The following is a 16,275-nucleotide window of genomic DNA, read 5'->3' as shown; positions in this document are numbered from 1 at the left end:
TCCTATTCCCCCTTGAACTGCTCCCAGGCTCCCAGCGCGCGTTCGCGCCCGGCGCGGTGTTCGATCAGCCTTTGCGGATAGCCTTTGGGGCGCGCCATCGGGGAAGGATCGTGGATCTCTCCTGCGGGCAGATCGGCCAGTTCGGGCACCCACTGCCGGATATAGCCCGCCGCATCGAACTTCTCCGACTGGCTGAGCGGCGCCATGATCCGCACGAACATGTTCGAATCGACACCCGAGCCAGCGTTCCACTGCCAGTTGACCGCGTTCGAGGCGTAGTCCGCATCCACCAGCGTGTCCCAGAACCACTTTTCGCCTTCGCGCCAGTCGATCAGCAGGTGCTTGATGAGGAAGCTCGCCGTAATCATGCGCACGCGGTTGTGCATCCAGCCGGTGTGCCACAGCTCGCGCATCCCGGCATCGACGATGGGATAGCCGGTGCGTCCCTGCTGCCAGGCCTCCAGGTCCTCCTGCGCCTGGCCGCCGCTGCGCCAGGGGAAATCATCGAAGCCCTCGCGCGCGGAGGTCCCGCCATAGTCGGGGTACTGCAGGATCACGTTCTGCGCGTAGTCACGCCAGCCGATCTCGCTGAGGAACGTCGCCACCGAACCGCCCGCCGAAGACGTGGCGTGCCACACCTGCGCCGGGGAAATCTCGCCGAAATGCAGATGGGGCGAAAGGAACGAGGTCCCGTTTCGCGCCGGCAGGTTGCGCTGCCCTTCGTAGCGCGAGGCTTTCTCGGCAAAGGTCTTCAAGCGCGCCTTCGCGCCCTCCTCGCCCGGCGTCCAGAAATCGCGCAAGCCCCCTGCCCAGTCGGGCCTGGTCGGGAGCAAACCCCAGTCGTCCAGCGCCTCGCTCTCGGGCCAGCTTTCGGGCGCGGCGATGGTGTGCGGGCGATAGAGCGGATCGGGCGGGGGCAGGCGTTCGTGCAGCGCGCGCCAGAAGGGCGTGAAGATCTTGTAGGGCTGGCCCGCGCCCGTCGTCACCGATCCGGGCGGCGCCAGGTAGTTGCCGTGATGAAGATGCAGCGTCAGCGCCTTGCCCACCGCCTTCTCGGCGTTGCGCCACCAGGGCTCGTAATGGCGCAGCGCATGAACCTCGCTCGCCCCCACCTCCTTCGCCAGAGCGGGGAGCACATCCTCGCACCTGCCGCGCCGCAGGATCAGGCGCGAGCCCTTCTCCTCCAGGCCTGCGCCAAGGCTTTCCAGCGAATGGTGCAGCCACCAGCGCGAGGCCCCGCCCATGGCGCGATGCTTGGCCGTCTCGTCATCGAGAACATAGACGGGAACGACCGGCCCCTTCGCGGCGGCCTCGACCAGCGCAGCCTGGTCGGAAAGACGAAGATCCCGGCGGAACCAAACGATTACAGGTGAACTCATGGCTTGCGCAACGCCTCCCTATGCGCTGCGTTCCCTAGACCATGATTCTTTCCGAGCAAACATCCCGCCCCGTGCTTCACAGCCATCCGATCAGCCGCCGCAAGGCCCTGATCGTGGCGATCTTCGCCTGGACGGGCTTTGCGCTTCTGGCCTGGGCGGTGCTGACCGGCCACACCGCCACCATCGACCGTACCGCCCTGCTCTTCTGGCGCGACGGGGACCTGCGCCCGATCGGCCCTGTCCGCCTGCTCGAAGTCGTGCGCGACATCACGGCGCTGGGCGGTGTGCTCCTGCGCAATCTCTTCGCCCTCGCCGCCATCGTCGCGCTCGTCTTCCTGGGGCACCGCCGCGCGGCGAGCCTCCTGGGCCTGACCGTCGTGCTGGGCTGGGTGGTCGAGGTCGTGATCAAGCTGCTGGTCGGACGCCCGCGCCCGGAAATCACGCTGCACCTGACCGAAGCGGGCGGCTCCAGCTTTCCCAGCGGGCACAGCTTCAATTCGGCGGTGGTCTTCCTCGCCATCGCGCTCGCCTTTGCCGGCTTCAGTTCGCGCGAGCGGGTGCGCGTGACGATCCTGGGCGCCGCGCTCGCGACAAGCCTGATGGTCGCCTGGAGCCGGGTCTGGCTGGGCATCCACTGGCCCGCCGACGCGCTGGCCGGGTGGCTGGGCGGGACGGCGTGGGCCTTCTCGGCCGCTGCGCTCCTCGGACCGGCCGCACGGCTCACCGCGGCCAAGAGCGAACGCTTCAGCGCCCCGAGCAGCGCCCTTCACTGAGGGGAAGTTCCACCTCGACCCGGAAGCCATCCGCGAACCCGCCGCGCGCATAGCGGCCGTCTCCGACCGTGACCGTCTCGGTGCAGCCCTCGCGCGATATGCGGGCGAAGGGCATCTGTGACCAGTCGAGAAAATCGCGCAACTCGCCCGATGCCGCTATGGCCCGGCGAACCTCGGGCCGCTCCATGTTGTCAGGTTCGGGCGCCAGGACATCGCTGAGGGTCCCAGGGGCGGACAGCGGATCGTAATTGGCATAACCGAGCGCGCCGTTCGCCCGCCAGACCACCTCGCGCCGCCAGAAGGCAAGCGGGCCGGGGCTGGCAAAGACCCGGTCTGGATGGGCACGGGGCGGCGCGTTGCGCAGCGCGGCACCCGCCATCTGCGAGATCCCGATGTTCGCGCCGATGAACAGGATTACGCCCGCAAGGCCCGCGATGGCGGCCCTGCCCGCAAAGCCCGTGCCCGCTTTCGCCCTGCGCCGTGCGAGGAAGATCCCCGCCCCCAGCATCGCCAGCAGCCAGGGCGAGACGATGAACAGCCCATCGGTGTGGAACCAGCGCGTGCTGGTGGGGGACAGGAGCTGCACCGCATAGGTATTCTGAAGGTCGAGCAAGGGATGGGTAAGCGCGCCCAGATAGCACAGCGCCAGAAGCCACCAGGGACGCATCTCCAGCCCGCTCGCAAAAGTGGCCCCCCGCTTTACCTGCCAGCGATCGAGCAGCCACAGCAGCCCGGCCAGCAACGGGGGCATCACCAGCACCCCGCCGACGAGGCCATGGGTGAAGCCCCGGTGCATGGCCAGCGGCGCCCAGGGCGCCCAGCCGAAGAACACATCGATATCGGGCATGTTTGCCGCCAGCACGCAGGCCGCGAGGCCCTTGCGCGTACGCCGCTTGAGGCCGGTTTCCGCGAGCGCCCAGCCGGTCAGGCTGTGGGTGATGTTATCCATTTTTTCCCGTATCTTGAGCGAGGTTCTGCACGGTGTATCGCGGCACATAGCCGCGCTGGCAAGGCTACTGCGGCTAACGCGCCAGGACCTCCACGGTGCCCCACCTTCGCGCAACCGAAGGGCGACTTGCACGAAAGACACGACGGAAATCGGCAAATCAGGCTGGCAAATCACAGGCGCATGGGCCATCTTCAGATCGATGCCCGCCGCGCTTTCCTCTTCCCGGATTTCCTGCCACGCGGGCTCTCATTCAATTTACCGGAATTTATCCAGGCAATGACCGATTACGCGAATCTTCCTTACCGCCCCTGCGTCGGGGTGATGCTTGTCAATGCCGACGGCAAAGTCTTCGTCGGCAAGCGAATCGACACCAAGGAGGGCAATTTCTGGCAAATGCCGCAGGGCGGCGTGGACGATGGCGAAGACCTCAAGGACGCCGCGCTTCGCGAGCTGTTCGAGGAAACCGGCGTGCCCGCCGACAAGGCGGTGATCCTCACCCGCACCAAGGACGAACTGCTCTACGACCTGCCCGACGAACTGCTCGGCAAGCTGTGGAAGGGCCAGTTCCGAGGCCAGCGCCAGCACTGGTTCCTCGCCCGCTTCGAAGGCAGCGATGAGGACATTGATCTCAACGCGCACGAACCGGCCGAATTCTGTGACTGGAAGTGGGTCGACGGCGATGATCTTCCCGAGCTCATCGTGCCCTTCAAGAAGCGCGTCTACCGCTCGGTGCTCGAAGAGTTCCGCGCGCTGATCTGAACCGCGCCATATCTCCAAAGCCAACGAAAAAGCCCGCTGGACCAGACGGTTCGGCGGGCTTTTTCGTAAGTCAGTTACGGTGTTGAAGCGCTTACTGGTTGGCGCTCTGCGTGCCCGGCGTGGTCTTGACCTCGGGTGCGCTCACGACCTTGGCCGCGTTTTCGGGCGAAGGGCCCCTGGCAATCGCCGCCGAAACGTCCCGGGTCTGCGCGCAGTCGGCACCGCACAGGGTCTCCAGCCGCGCAAGGCGACGGTTCGCCTTCTCGGTCGCGCCCTTTTCGGCCAGGGCAATACCCTCCCCCGCCAGGGCCGCGAGATTGCGCGGATCGCGTTCGAGCGCGATGCGGTAGTACCGGATCGCCTTGCCGGTAAGGCCCTTGGCCCGCTCGGCCTCGGCGAGCGCGACAAGGACGGCCACGCTGCCCGGCTCGACCGCCAGCGCCGCCTCGAAGGCATCGACAGCCTGCCCCGTAGCGCCCGCTTTCAGGCTTGCCTGCCCCTGCTCCATCAACGCGCTCGCACGCGGGTCGAGCGTCGCGCTCGCCTCCGAATGGAGCACGCTGGAAGAGACGGCAGCAACAAGAGAGAGGGCAACGGCAGCAGGCGTGTAACGCATCAAGAAGTCCTTGGCAGAGATCTGTTTCCGCGACATGGGCGCAAGGCTATCACAGCCGTTTGAAGCGCGCGACGAAAAACCCGTCGGTTCCGTCCTGGCCCGGCGAGAGGCGAAGCCCGGCCCCGCGCGGTGTTCCGGCGGGAAGCGCAATCGCCTCGGCCTGCCAGCCCGGATTGCGCGCAAGGAAGCCTTCGGCTTGGTCCGCACCCTCGGCATCGAGCAGCGAACAGGTCACGAAGACGAGACGCCCATCGGGCTTCACCAGGCTTGCCGCGATGTCGAGCAGGCGCGCCTGCGTGGCGGCGTAGCGCAGGATCTGCGTGTCGGTGAGGCGCCAGCGCGCCTCGGGGTTGCGGCGCCAGGTGCCCGTGCCCGAGCACGGCGCGTCCACCAGCACAGCGTCGGCCGCCCCGACCAGGCCTGACAGCCCGGCGGGCTCCTTGCCCGGGTTCAGGAGAAGCGTTTCAATGGGCAACGTGCCCGCCCGCTCGGCGCGCGGCGCAAGGCGCGAGAGGCGCGTGCGGTCGCTGTCGCAAGCGATGAGGCGGCCGGTGTTGGCCATGCTCGCGGCCAGCGCCAGGGTCTTGCCGCCCGCGCCCGCGCACAAGTCCACGACCGTCTCACCGGGCGCGGCGGCCACCACTTCGCAGGTCAGCTGCGAACCGGTGTCCTGCACCTCGATGGCGCCGCTCGCATACGCCTCGGTCGGCTCGATCCGGGTGTCGGGAGGATAGCGCCATCCGTTGACGGCCTGCGTCTTCTCCGCGCCCTCGGGCAGGTCATCCGGCGTGCCCTTGAGCGTGTTGAGACGGATATCGAGGGGCGCGCGGTCGAGCATGTGCGCGGCCGCCTCGGCATCGATACCGCTGTTCGCCAGGCGCATCATCAGCCAGTAAGGCGCCGCCCCGCGGGCCGCCACCGGTTCATCAGCCGAGATCGCGGCGGGTGCGTGGCGCGAACCGTCGAAGAGTTCGGCGATATCGGGGTTTTCCTGGGCCACGCGCAGCATCGCCGCACGGCCCGTTTCGGGCACTTCCCCGCAGGCCCGGATCGCACGGTAGGTCAACTCGCGCACCGCACGCCGGTCCTTGCTGCCGGCGAAGCGGCGCGCGCGGAACCAGTCGGCGATGATGCGGTCGGCAGGCGCACCGTTGGAGCGCGCCGCCTCGATCACGAGGTCGAGAATCTCGATCGCGGCCTGAACGCGGGCGGAAGGGGTCATCGGGAATTCTCCTGGCCGGCCCGAAACGCCTGCCAGGCGGCCTCCATCTCGGCACCCGGAGGCACCTGGAGACATGTGTGAGGCGCCGCCTTGCGCTGCGCGGCGGCCGCCTCACATGCCTCGTGCGATACGAACAGGCCAGGGACGCGGGTGACCGGCGGAGCGGCGGACGCCGCTCCGGGATCGGCCAGCACCAGAAGCATCCAGGGAAGGAATTCCTCCATTCCCGGCCTCCGGCTCAGCGCGTCGGGTAGTTGGGCGCCTCGCGGGTGATGGTCACGTCGTGGACGTGGCTTTCGCTGAGCCCAGCGTTGGTGATGCGCACGAACTGCGAGTTCCTGCGCAGGTCCTCGATCGTGGCCGAGCCGGTGTAGCCCATCGCCGCCTTGATGCCGCCCACCAGCTGGTGGATGACGTCCTTGGCCGGGCCCTTGAAGGCCACCTGGCCTTCGATGCCCTCGGGGACGAGCTTCATCTGGTCCTTGATGTCGCCCTGGAAGTAGCGGTCGGCCGAGCCCCGGCCCATCGCACCCACCGAGCCCATGCCGCGGTACGACTTGTAGGCGCGGCCCTGGTACAGGAAGGTCTCGCCCGGCGCTTCGGCGGTGCCCGCCAGCATCGAGCCGACCATCACGGTCGAGGCACCGGCGGCAAGCGCCTTGGCGGCATCGCCCGAAGTGCGAAGGCCACCGTCGGCAATGACGGGCACGCCCAGCTTGTCGGCCGCTTCGGCCGCCTCCATGACGGCGGTCAGCTGGGGCACGCCCACGCCCGCGACGATGCGCGTGGTGCAGATCGAGCCCGGCCCGATGCCGACCTTGATGCAGTCCGCACCCGCCTCGGCCAGTGCCTTGGCGGCCTCGGCGGTGGCGACGTTGCCGGCAATCACCTGGACCGAGTTGGAGATCTTCTTGGCGCGTTCGACGGCGCGCGCGACATCGGCGTTGTGGCCGTGCGCGGTGTCGATCACGACCACGTCGCACTCGGCATCGATCAGCGCTTCGGTGCGGGCAAAGCCCTTGTCACCCACGGTCGTCGCGGCCGCGACGCGCAGGCGGCCTGCCGCGTCCTTGGTCGCATCGGGATAGGTGACGGCCTTCTCGATGTCCTTGACAGTAATGAGGCCCACGCAGTGGAACGCATCGTCGACGACAAGCAGCTTCTCGATACGGCGGGCGTGCAGCAGGCGGCGCGCCTCGTCCTGGCTGACGCCGGTGGTGACGGTCGCCAGGTTCTCATGCGTCATCAGCTCGCGCACGGGCTGCGCCGTGTTGTCAGCAAAGCGCACGTCGCGGTTGGTGAGGATACCGACCAGCTTGCCCGAGCCTTCGACCACCGGAATGCCGCTGATCTTGTGCATCTGCATGAGCGCCTGCGCCTCGCCCAGCGTCGCGTCGGGGGCGATGGTGATGGGGTTCACCACCATGCCGCTCTCGAAGCGCTTGACCTGGCGGACAGCCGCGCACTGTTCCTCGATGGTCAGGTTGCGGTGGAGCACGCCGATCCCGCCCAGCTGCGCCATGACGATCGCCATGTCGGCTTCGGTCACGGTGTCCATGGCCGAAGAGATAACGGGGATGTTCAGACCGATTTCGCGCGTAAGCTTCGTGCGGGTATCGGCCTGGTTGGGAACGATGTCGGACTTCGCGGGACGAAGCAGAACGTCGTCAAAGGTGAGTCCGAGCTGGATTTCCATGTGTGCCACCATGCCTTTGGGGAGATTCGTGGCGGCCCATGTAACCAAGTGGTGCGCTTTGGGCTAGGGGGCAGATGCGCTTCTTATGCCTCGCTGGTGCACAAAAACGCGTTTTTCTGGCCAAACAGCAATTTGAACGCACGTCCCGGTAGGACAGTGCGGCCTTGCGCCGGGTTTCAGGGTGCCTCGCCGCGTACGAGCGGTGCGTTGCGCGGATCGGAAAACCAGCGCCCGAGGTCGGTGAGGAGAAGCACGTCCTCGACCTCGCCTCCCAGTTCCAGCCCATGCGTCAGGTCGTCGCTGGGGCGGTGATAGTCGCTGTCGTAGAAGGCGCGCATGCGGCTGATATCACCATAGGCCGTCGTGACCATGACCGCGGGGATATCGTGCTGGAGCAGCGCCCAGCCATCCTGGCGGCGTACGAACTCGTTGGCATCCTCGCTATCGAGAAGGTCGAAGTGAGCGCGCCGGGCCACTTTCGCGATGTCCTCGTCGAGGCCCGTCATGCCCTTGCCGACGATGGCAAAGGGCGTGCCGGCGGGCGCGATGGCGACCGAGTCGATATTGAAGGCCGCCACGATGCCATCGAGCGGGACCGGCGGGTTCTCGGCAAAGGCATGGGCGCCCAGCAGCCCCACTTCCTCGCCGGTCGTGGAAAGGAAGTAGACGTCGCGCTCCAACGGCGGCCCCTTGGCCAGCGCGCGCGCCACTTCGGTGAGCGCGGCCACTCCGCTCGCATTGTCGATGGCGCCATTGCAGACGGTGTCTTCGGCAGGCGGCTCGGCGCAGGTCCCGAAGTGGTCCCAGTGCGCCACGAACAGAACCGCGCCCGCATCCGGATTGCGCCCGGGCAACTTGCCGATGAGGTTGTGGGTGTGAATGGTGGTGGAGCGGGTCGTGGCCTCGAACGAGGCCGAGAGACCGAGCGCAAGCGGCGTGAAATCGGCGCGCGCCGCCTTCGCCTCCAGCGACGGGAGTGTCTGACCGGTCCCGTTGAGAAGCCCTGCCATCGCCTCGGGGCTGATGAAGGCCTCCAGGTCGCCGCCCGTCGCATCCTGCGCCAGCGCATAGCCCGAACGGCCCCGCCGAGCGACGACCTCCTCGAAACTGCGCGCCCCGTCGAGAACGGTGAGCACGGCGGCCGCGCCCATTTCCAGGAACGCGCTTTGCCGCGCGCCGGAGGCCGCTTCGCTCTCGCCCAGGCCGTCCAGGAGAACGACGATGCGCCCGGCCAGTTCGTTACGCGTCAACGCGCCCGCCTCGAGGTTGCCGACGAAGAGCAGCGGCGAGCGGCGCGCAAGGCCGCGCTTGCCCGAGGTCAGGACGATCACGTCTTCGGGCGTCAGCGCCTTCGTGCTGCGCCCTCGGAAGAACTGCGCCGACGAGGTCGCAGGCTCGCGCGCGACCAGGGTGACGGGCGCGAACCACTCGTTGGCCGGATCGTTGGTGCCCGAAACGAGGCCGATGTCGAACCATTCCCGGCCCAGGTAGCGCAGCGTTTTCGCTTCGCCCTCGGTGCCCGGTTCGCGGCCCGCGAACTCGTCGCTCGCCAGTCTCTCGATATGGTGGCGAAGGCGCTCCTCAAGCGCGCGCTGGCCCCGGCGCGACGCGGCTTCGAGCGGAGCCGCGCCGGTCACCGCCACGAGCCCCGCAAGTGTCGCCAGCAAGGTCCGCCGGCCCCACACGCGCCAGTCCACACGCGCCACCGGCACGGCAGACAGCAGCCACACGGCGTTCGAGAACGGTCTGACGAACACGGAAGGTATCGACGTTTCCCTTGTGCGGCAGGACGCCGCAGACGCCTCATGGCACAAGCGATCCCGATGCCGCAACGGCGGTTTGCACCGTACAGGAGATGGATGGTCCCGGACCGCCCCTGGATGCCGCATGGCTTGTGCAATTTTCGCAACGGGAACGCGAACAAGTGTGATACGTTGAACGCATCAGACCGGACAGAATGTCCGGATATCAAGCCGATAGAGAAAAGCGGCCCGGCGCCTTCACCCGCTTCCAAGGCCGCTCCTATGGAGACCTCCGAATGTCCACGCGAACCCGCGCCCTCATTGCCGCCCTTGCCCTCCTCCCGCTGGCCCAACCCGCGCTCGCGCAGGGGGACAGCAAGCCGATCACCAGCAAGGATCCCTCCGCGCTCGACATCGCCAAGACGCCGGTGACCGACCTCAATCTCGACTCCAAGGAAATCCCCGAGGTACTCACCCGCGCGGTGGAGCAGCCTTATGATCTGACCGGCCTCAACAGCTGCGCGGCCATCGGCCAGTCGGTGCAGGAAATCTTTGCCGCCATCGGCCCCGACGTCGACATTCCCAAGGAAGAACGCGACCGCATCAGCGCCGGGCGCGTCGCCAAGTGGGTGGTCTCCTCGTTCATTCCCTTTCGCGGCCTGATCCGCGAGATCTCGGGTGCGAACGACCGCGAACGTGAAGTGCGCACCGCGATCCAGGCCGGCATGACCCGGCGCGGCTTCCTCAAGGGCGTAGGCGCCTCGCGCGGGTGCGACTATCCCGCAGCTCCTGCCACCGCCGAGGACATCGCCGCCATCGAAGCCGAGCTCGACCGCCGCGACGCCGAAGACAAGGATGGCGACAAGGATACGAAGGACGAGCGCGGCGAGGAACAGGATGCGCGCACCAGCAAGGGCGTTCCCATCGTCAACCAGCCCGTGGTCCAGGGCCAGAACTAGGCCCCGTCATGCGCGAAGGCGGGGCCGGCGCTGGACCGCCCTCCCCGCCTTCTCGACTGTATCAGATTTCGTCGCCGCGCAGGTCGCGCTCCACTTGCGCCCGTGCATCGGCCAGTTCGCGCTCGATCTCGGCGAGCGCCGCGGCACGGCTTGCCGCATCGTAGCCCGCCTGCGCGGCGATCTCGTGGCGGGCGCCTTCCAGCGCGCTGAGAACGATCTGCGCGATATGCTGCGGGGGCCCCGCGCAAATCACCACATGCTCGCCGTCCTTGGATTGGCCCCGAGCCTGGGAGCGACCCTGGGTGTCGGCCGGGCAGCGCGTGTCGATCACCATCTCGCGGCGTGTCTCCCCCACACCGTCCTGCGCGGGATGCACGATGCGCAAGGTCTTCACCTTGCCGTCCTTGGAGACGAATTCCTCCACCTTGGGTGCCTGCGCCAGGGCCTTGGCGACAATCGCCTCGATCTCGACCTCCGTCATTCCCGCACGGCGCGCCTGCCTCTCGGCCCGGCGCACGGCGCGTTCGGCCGACGCGGCAACCTCATCGGCCACGGCCGGCGGAGCGGGAGGTGCCGGGGGAATATCCCCCACGCGCGCGGGCGCCTCGGGAGCGGCAGGAGCCTCCGGCGGGAGCGGCGCGGCAACGCCGCTGGGCACGGATGGCGGCGCGGGAGGTGCTGGCGGCGGCGGCACGTCGAGGTCCGTGGCTGCCGAAACATCGTCCTGCCCGCGAGCTGCGTAGCTGACCGTCGCGGTCATCGGCACCGCCACGATGGCGAGCGCGAAGAGACTGCGCGCCGCAAGCTTGCGCCAGGGCCCGGTCTCAGCCTGGTTCAGAGCCCGCAGGCGCTGGATGATCGGCTTGCCCCCGCCAAGCCCACCCGCCATCGGCGCGACCAGAGCGAGCGGTGCATGCCCGGCAAACGAGGCGATGAGCTGGCCGTAACGCGCCTCTCGGCCCGGCGCACGGCGCGTTCGGCCGACGCGGCAACCTCATCGGCCACGGCCGGCGGAGCGGGAGGTGCCGGGGGAATATCCCCCACGCGCGCGGGCGCCTCGGGAGCGGCAGGAGCCTCCGGCGGGAGCGGCGCGGCAACGCCGCTGGGCACGGATGGCGGCGCGGGAGGTGCTGGCGGCGGCGGCACGTCGAGGTCCGTGGCTGCCGAAACATCGTCCTGCCCGCGAGCTGCGTAGCTGACCGTCGCGGTCATCGGCACCGCCACGATGGCGAGCGCGAAGAGACTGCGCGCCGCAAGCTTGCGCCAGGGCCCGGTCTCAGCCTGGTTCAGAGCCCGCAGGCGCTGGATGATCGGCTTGCCCCCGCCAAGCCCACCCGCCATCGGCGCGACCAGAGCGAGCGGTGCATGCCCGGCAAACGAGGCGATGAGCTGGCCGTAACGCGCCCTCTCGGCCCGGTCCCGCCCCGCCATGACGCGGGCATCGCAGGCGGCCTCCTGATCACCACGCAGCGCGCGCCACGAAGCCCAGGCCAGCGGATTGAACCAATGCAGCGCGAAAAGCGGCTGCAACGCCATGATCGCAATGAGATCTCCCCCGGCGTGGTGCTCCAGTTCATGGGCAATGGCAAAGTCCGAGGTCTCGGAATCGGCGCTGGCGAGAAACCCGAAGGGTAGCGCGACCACCTTGTCGAAGACCCCAAAGGCCAGCGGCGCAGCCACCAGCGGGCTCTCGACAATGCGCACGCGCCCGGCGGTAGCAACGGCGCGCGCATCGGCCAGAACCTGACGGCGCATCATCTGGTAATTCCACGTACGCCAGACAAGGAATGCGAGTGCCCCGACCAGCCACAGCAGGAGAAGCGCGCTGGTCCACGGGATCTGCATCCAGGCCTCGGGCTCAGCGGGCACAGGCCCAGGATAAGGAGCAGGCTCTGCAGCAAGGACGATCCCCGCCGCCTCGGGCGCGGCCGGAAGTGCCGCCGAGGCCTCCCCGGCGCGCGCCGAGGTCTGCGCGACGCCGACTTCGAGCCCCGCCAGCCAACGCGTGGGCGCCAGAGCGGCGGGCAAGGCCAGCGGCGGCATCACGAAACGAAGCGCAGGCAGCAGCCACAAGGCGTAGGCGGCCTGCGCACCAAAGCACCGCGCCACCGGGCGGCGAAGGAGCAGCACCAACGCCATCAGCACGCCGGTCATCACCAGCGTATCGATCAACCATTCGGTCATGATTTCAACTCCTTGAGGAGAGCTTCGATCTCGGCAATGTCGGTATCGGTCAGCGCTTCGGATTGCGCGAGCTGGGCAAACAGCGGCGCCGCCCTGCCCCCGAACAGACGGTCGACAAGGCGGCGGCTCTCGGTCCCGACATAGTCGGACCGGGCCATGGCCGGGCTATAGAGGAAGCGCTTGCCATCGCGCGTCGTGCTGAGCGCCTGCTTGGTGACAAGCCGCGCGAGCAGGGTCTTGACCGTGGGCAGGCTCCACCCGCGCGCGGCGCAGACCTTCGCGCAGACATCCTGCGCGGAAAGCGGAGCCTCTTCCCACAGGACTTCCATCACCGCATGTTCGGCTTCGGAAATCCGCTCGCCGGGTTGGGCATTGGCTTGGGGCGTTGCGGCCACGTTTCACTCCATCGTTTACATACGTAATCGACTACGCCTGTAAACTATGAGCGTCAATCGCGCAGATGTCGTTCGCAGATGCCCCAATGCCGTTGGTCGAGCGCCACGCCCTCCAGCCCCTTACAGGCGCGAACGCACCGCGTTGCCGACCTTGCGCATGCCCAGCGCCAGAACGATCAGGAACACCCCGCGCACGGCGAACGAGATCATCAGGATCACCGCCAGAAACGCAAGGCCCGTCGCGGGCGAGGAGAACAGCAGGACGAGCCCGAGCACGAGATCGAGCGCGCCCATGAACAGGCGCCAGCCCTTGTCGTGGCGGGCCTTGAGCGCCCAGGCGATCTGCAGGACACCCGCAATCGCAAGCCACGCGCCGATCGCCCAGACGAGCGACAGCGCGCCGACCACCGGATTGAACAGGGCAAAGAGGCCCGCGACCAGGGCCAGTACGCCGAGCGCGATTTCCACCCAGCGCCCCCGATGCGCCATCGAGGTAAACCCTGCCGCAATCGCGGCACCGCCGTAAAGCAGAAGCGTGATGCCCACGATGATGCCGGTCGCCACCCCTGTTGCAATGGGGTTGGTAAGGATCAGCAGGCCCAGCACGAGCAGGAAGATCCCATAGGCCAGGATCCAGCCCCAGATCTTGCCGGGCGCATGGGCGAGCGCGGCCACGACCGGGTCCTTCTCGACATCGGGGGTGAGAGCGGGGTCGAGTTCTTCGCGCGGCATCGGTGTCTCCTTGGCGGGCTCAGTGCCCGAAAATGTGCCCGCGCCACAGGAGGCGGGACACTAGGGAAAACACTGAGACCGGCCAGGAAGTTGCCGCCGCGCGTCGGGAAGTGCGCTTTCGCAAACGATTTTCCCGGATCGCCCGATGTCCGTCACCGCCCGTAACGCAAAAAGGCGGCGCTCCCATCCGGGAACGCCGCCTTTTGAACACCTCGCCTTCGGACCGGCCGAAGGCGCCGGGATCAGTACACGCGCTTCTTGGGCTTGATGTACTCGGCATCGTCGGTGAGCGTGTATTCGTGCACCGGACGGTAGTCGAGGCGAACCTCGCCGCCCTTGCCGCCCCAGCCGTTGAACCAGGCTGCGGTGTGCTTCATCCACTCGGCGTCGTTGCGATCCGGGAAGTCCTCGTGCGCGTGCGCGCCACGGCTTTCCTCGCGCGCATGGGCGCCGTGCAGGGTCACGGTGGCCGCACCGATCAGGTTGTCCAGCTCCATCGTCTCGACGAGGTCGGAGTTCCAGATCAGGCCGCGGTCCGAAACCTTGATGTCCTGCATCTTCTGGTAGGTCGCGGCCATGGCGGCCTTGCCTTCGGCCATGAGCTGCTCGGTGCGGAACACGGCGGCGTGGGCCGACATGTTCTGCTGCATTTCCTTGCGGATCTCGGCCGTGGGCGTGCTGCCGTCGGCGTAGCGGAAGTGGTCCAGACGGGTAAGCGCCAGGTCCGCCGAGTCCTTGGGAAGCTCGGGCTGCGCCGCGCCGGGCTTGACCGTTTCCTTGAGACGGTGGCCGGTCGCGCGGCCGAACACCACGAGGTCGGTCAGCGAGTTCGAGCCCAGGCGGTTCGCGCCGTGGACCGACACGCAGGCCGCTTCACCCACCGCGAACAGACCCGGGACAACCGTTTCGGGGTTGCCGTCGGCACCGATCGTCATGACCTCGCCGTGGTAGTTCGTGGGAATGCCGCCCATGTTGTAGTGGACGGTGGGAACGACCGGCAGCGGCTGACGGGTCAGGTCGACGCCCGCGAAGATCTTGCCCGACTCGGTGATGCCCGGGAGGCGCTGTGCCAGCACCTTGGGATCGATGTGGTCAAGGTGCAGGTAGATGTGGTCCTTGTTCGGGCCCACGCCGCGACCTTCGCGGATTTCCAGCGCCATCGAACGCGAGACGACGTCGCGCGAGGCGAGGTCCTTGGCCGACGGGGCATAGCGCTCCATGAAGCGCTCGCCTTCGGAGTTGGTGAGGTAACCACCCTCGCCGCGCGCACCTTCGGTGATGAGCACGCCCGCACCGTAGATGCCGGTGGGGTGGAACTGCACGAACTCCATGTCCTGGAGCGGCAGGCCCGCGCGCAGAACCATGCCCGCGCCATCGCCGGTGCAGGTGTGCGCCGAGGTCGCGGTGAAGTAGCTGCGGCCATAGCCGCCGGTCGCCAGCACCACGGCCTGCGAACGGAAGCGGTGGATCGAACCGTCATCGAGGCACAGCGCGATCACGCCGACGCACTTGCCACCGTCCATGATGAGGTCGATGGCGAAGTATTCGATGAAGAAGTCCGCCGCGTACTTCAGCGACTGCTGGTACAGCGTGTGCAGCATGGCGTGACCGGTACGGTCGGCCGCGGCGCAGGTGCGCTGCACCGGCGGGCCTTCGCCCATGTTCTGCATGTGGCCGCCGAAGGGGCGCTGGTAGATCGTGCCGTCCTCGTTACGGCTGAAGGGCATGCCGGCATGCTCCAGCTCGAGGATCGCGTCGGGCGCTTCGCGCACCATGTACTCGATCGCGTCCTGGTCACCCAGCCAGTCCGACCCCTTGACGGTGTCGTACATGTGCCAGGTCCAGTGGTCGGCCGTGTTGTTCTTGAGGCTTGCCGCGATACCGCCCTGCGCCGCCACGGTGTGCGAGCGGGTGGGGAAGACCTTGGTGATGCACGCGGTCTTCAGGCCGGCTTCGGCCGAACCCATCGTGGCGCGCAAACCCGAGCCACCGGCGCCGACGACGACGGTGTCATACATGTGGTCAATGATCTTGTAGGCGGAACCAGTCTTATCCTGGGTCATTCAATCAGGCTCCCAGCGCGAGGCGAAGGACGCACAGGACACCAAAAGCGGCGCCTGCGAAAACGGCGATGTTGAGTGCGGCAAGGCACGCGAACTTGGTGCCGTGGTCGTGGACGTAGTCTTCCATCATGACCTGGACGCCGAGACGGGCGTGCCAGAAGGTCGAGACGATGAGCAGGCCCATGGCGACCGCGGGGACCGGCGCCGAGATCCAGTCGATGACCGTGACGTAGGACAGGTCGTCGAGCAGGAGGATCGAGGCGGCCAGCCAGATCATCAGGAAGAGATTGCCGACCGCGGTGAAGCGCTGGATCAGCCAGTGATGCGCGCCGTGCTTGGCCGAGCCGAGGCCGCGCACGCGGCCGATGGAGGTTCCGTTACCCATGGTGTCTACCCTATCTTCAGCGCAGCAGCAGGATCGCCCAGAAGGCGACGGTGAGAACGACGCCCAGCACGCTGGTCACGAGCGACCAGGTGCGGTTGCCCTTCAGCTCGAAACCGGCGCCGATATCGAGGACGAAGTGGCGAAGGCCGCTCATCATGTGATTGAAAAAGGCCCAGCTGATGCCGACCAGGACGATGGAACCGATAGGCGACGTCATGCACTTGGCGAGCAGCGCATAGGCCTCCGGGCCACTGGCCAGTGCGCCAAGCCACCACAGCAGCAGCGCGAGGCCGACAACCAGACCGTGCCCGCTCACGCGGTGCATGATCGAGACAAACATATGCGGACCCCAGCGCCAGATCTGGAGGTGCGGCGATAACGGACGGTTCTTGCTGCCAGCGGTGGCCATGTCCTTGCGAAT

17 protein-coding genes are annotated in these 16,275 nt (G+C 67.6%); 3 read left to right on the top strand and 14 right to left on the bottom strand.

Features of this window, described 5'->3' with window-relative positions; all coding sequences use genetic code 11:
- Positions 1-2 precede the first annotated feature (2 nt).
- Entirely contained in the window at positions 3-1,379 is a 1,377-nt protein-coding gene (locus tag HT578_RS21110; RefSeq protein ID WP_213501339.1) for a cryptochrome/photolyase family protein, read from the bottom strand.
- A gap of 71 nt (positions 1,380-1,450) precedes the next feature.
- On the opposite strand from HT578_RS21110, the gene HT578_RS21105 reads away from it, so the two are divergent.
- The gene (locus HT578_RS21105) at positions 1,451-2,152 is read left to right on the top strand and encodes a phosphatase PAP2 family protein (protein ID WP_239026401.1); all 702 of its coding nucleotides are present in this window, start codon (positions 1,451-1,453) and stop codon (positions 2,150-2,152) included.
- Here HT578_RS21105 and HT578_RS21100 read toward each other — a convergent pair.
- Positions 2,124-3,101: a metal-dependent hydrolase gene (locus HT578_RS21100; RefSeq protein WP_213501337.1), complete on the bottom strand. Its 978-nt coding sequence runs from the start codon at positions 3,099-3,101 to the stop codon at positions 2,124-2,126. The two genes, HT578_RS21105 and HT578_RS21100, sit on opposite strands and share 29 nt — an antisense overlap.
- A gap of 276 nt (positions 3,102-3,377) precedes the next feature.
- Between HT578_RS21100 and HT578_RS21095 the strand changes: the two genes are divergently transcribed.
- Positions 3,378-3,860, top strand: a complete 483-nt coding sequence (locus tag HT578_RS21095) for an RNA pyrophosphohydrolase (RefSeq protein ID WP_213501336.1) — start codon at positions 3,378-3,380, stop codon at positions 3,858-3,860.
- Between the two features lie 91 nt (positions 3,861-3,951).
- Here HT578_RS21095 and HT578_RS21090 read toward each other — a convergent pair whose 3' ends face one another.
- From HT578_RS21090 to HT578_RS21070, 5 genes are all read right to left on the bottom strand, one after another.
- Positions 3,952-4,476, bottom strand: a complete 525-nt coding sequence (locus HT578_RS21090) for a tetratricopeptide repeat protein (protein ID WP_239026400.1) — start codon at positions 4,474-4,476, stop codon at positions 3,952-3,954.
- A 49-nt stretch (positions 4,477-4,525) separates the two neighbouring features.
- Positions 4,526-5,698: an RsmB/NOP family class I SAM-dependent RNA methyltransferase gene (locus HT578_RS21085; RefSeq protein WP_039394415.1), complete on the bottom strand. Its 1,173-nt coding sequence runs from the start codon at positions 5,696-5,698 to the stop codon at positions 4,526-4,528.
- On the bottom strand, positions 5,695-5,922 hold the full coding sequence (locus HT578_RS21080; RefSeq protein WP_213501334.1) for a hypothetical protein: 228 nt from the start codon (positions 5,920-5,922) through the stop codon (positions 5,695-5,697). Before HT578_RS21080 ends, HT578_RS21085 begins: the two co-directional genes overlap by 4 nt.
- A gap of 14 nt (positions 5,923-5,936) precedes the next feature.
- On the bottom strand, positions 5,937-7,394 hold the full coding sequence (gene guaB, locus HT578_RS21075; RefSeq protein WP_039394420.1) for an IMP dehydrogenase: 1,458 nt from the start codon (positions 7,392-7,394) through the stop codon (positions 5,937-5,939).
- 176 nt (positions 7,395-7,570) lie between these two features.
- The gene (locus HT578_RS21070; RefSeq protein ID WP_239026399.1) at positions 7,571-9,151 is read right to left on the bottom strand and encodes a M28 family peptidase; all 1,581 of its coding nucleotides are present in this window, start codon (positions 9,149-9,151) and stop codon (positions 7,571-7,573) included.
- 281 nt (positions 9,152-9,432) lie between these two features.
- On the opposite strand from HT578_RS21070, the gene HT578_RS21065 reads away from it, so the two are divergent.
- Positions 9,433-10,095: a hypothetical protein gene (locus HT578_RS21065; RefSeq protein WP_239026398.1), complete on the top strand. Its 663-nt coding sequence runs from the start codon at positions 9,433-9,435 to the stop codon at positions 10,093-10,095.
- Between the two features lie 61 nt (positions 10,096-10,156).
- On the opposite strand, the gene HT578_RS21060 is transcribed toward HT578_RS21065, so the two are convergent.
- From HT578_RS21060 to sdhC, 7 genes are all read right to left on the bottom strand, one after another.
- Positions 10,157-10,984 carry a hypothetical protein gene (locus HT578_RS21060; RefSeq protein ID WP_213501332.1) on the bottom strand — a complete coding sequence of 276 codons (828 nt, stop codon included), beginning with the start codon at positions 10,982-10,984 and terminating at the stop codon, positions 10,157-10,159.
- Positions 10,930-12,279, bottom strand: a complete 1,350-nt coding sequence (locus tag HT578_RS21055; RefSeq protein WP_213501331.1) for a M56 family metallopeptidase — start codon at positions 12,277-12,279, stop codon at positions 10,930-10,932. The genes HT578_RS21060 and HT578_RS21055 overlap by 55 nt, the downstream gene beginning before the upstream one ends.
- On the bottom strand, positions 12,276-12,674 hold the full coding sequence (locus tag HT578_RS21050; RefSeq protein WP_039394427.1) for a BlaI/MecI/CopY family transcriptional regulator: 399 nt from the start codon (positions 12,672-12,674) through the stop codon (positions 12,276-12,278). Before HT578_RS21050 ends, HT578_RS21055 begins: the two co-directional genes overlap by 4 nt.
- A 120-nt stretch (positions 12,675-12,794) precedes the next feature.
- Positions 12,795-13,406 carry an HdeD family acid-resistance protein gene (locus HT578_RS21045; protein WP_039394428.1) on the bottom strand — a complete coding sequence of 204 codons (612 nt, stop codon included), beginning with the start codon at positions 13,404-13,406 and terminating at the stop codon, positions 12,795-12,797.
- 242 nt (positions 13,407-13,648) lie between these two features.
- The gene (gene sdhA / locus HT578_RS21040) at positions 13,649-15,469 is read right to left on the bottom strand and encodes a succinate dehydrogenase flavoprotein subunit (RefSeq protein WP_039394430.1); all 1,821 of its coding nucleotides are present in this window, start codon (positions 15,467-15,469) and stop codon (positions 13,649-13,651) included.
- A gap of 4 nt (positions 15,470-15,473) precedes the next feature.
- Positions 15,474-15,854 carry a succinate dehydrogenase, hydrophobic membrane anchor protein gene (gene sdhD, locus HT578_RS21035; RefSeq protein WP_039394432.1) on the bottom strand — a complete coding sequence of 127 codons (381 nt, stop codon included), beginning with the start codon at positions 15,852-15,854 and terminating at the stop codon, positions 15,474-15,476.
- 16 nt (positions 15,855-15,870) lie between these two features.
- A complete protein-coding gene (gene sdhC / locus HT578_RS21030; RefSeq protein WP_213501330.1) occupies positions 15,871-16,263 on the bottom strand; it encodes a succinate dehydrogenase, cytochrome b556 subunit in 393 nt (130 codons plus the stop codon).
- Positions 16,264-16,275 lie beyond the last annotated feature (12 nt).

The sequence above is a fragment of the Novosphingobium decolorationis genome (assembly GCF_018417475.1).
Taxonomy (GTDB): Bacteria; Pseudomonadota; Alphaproteobacteria; order Sphingomonadales; family Sphingomonadaceae; genus Novosphingobium; species Novosphingobium decolorationis.
Note: the sequence above shows the minus strand (reverse complement) of the source record. Positions and strands in the feature narration are given on the sequence as shown.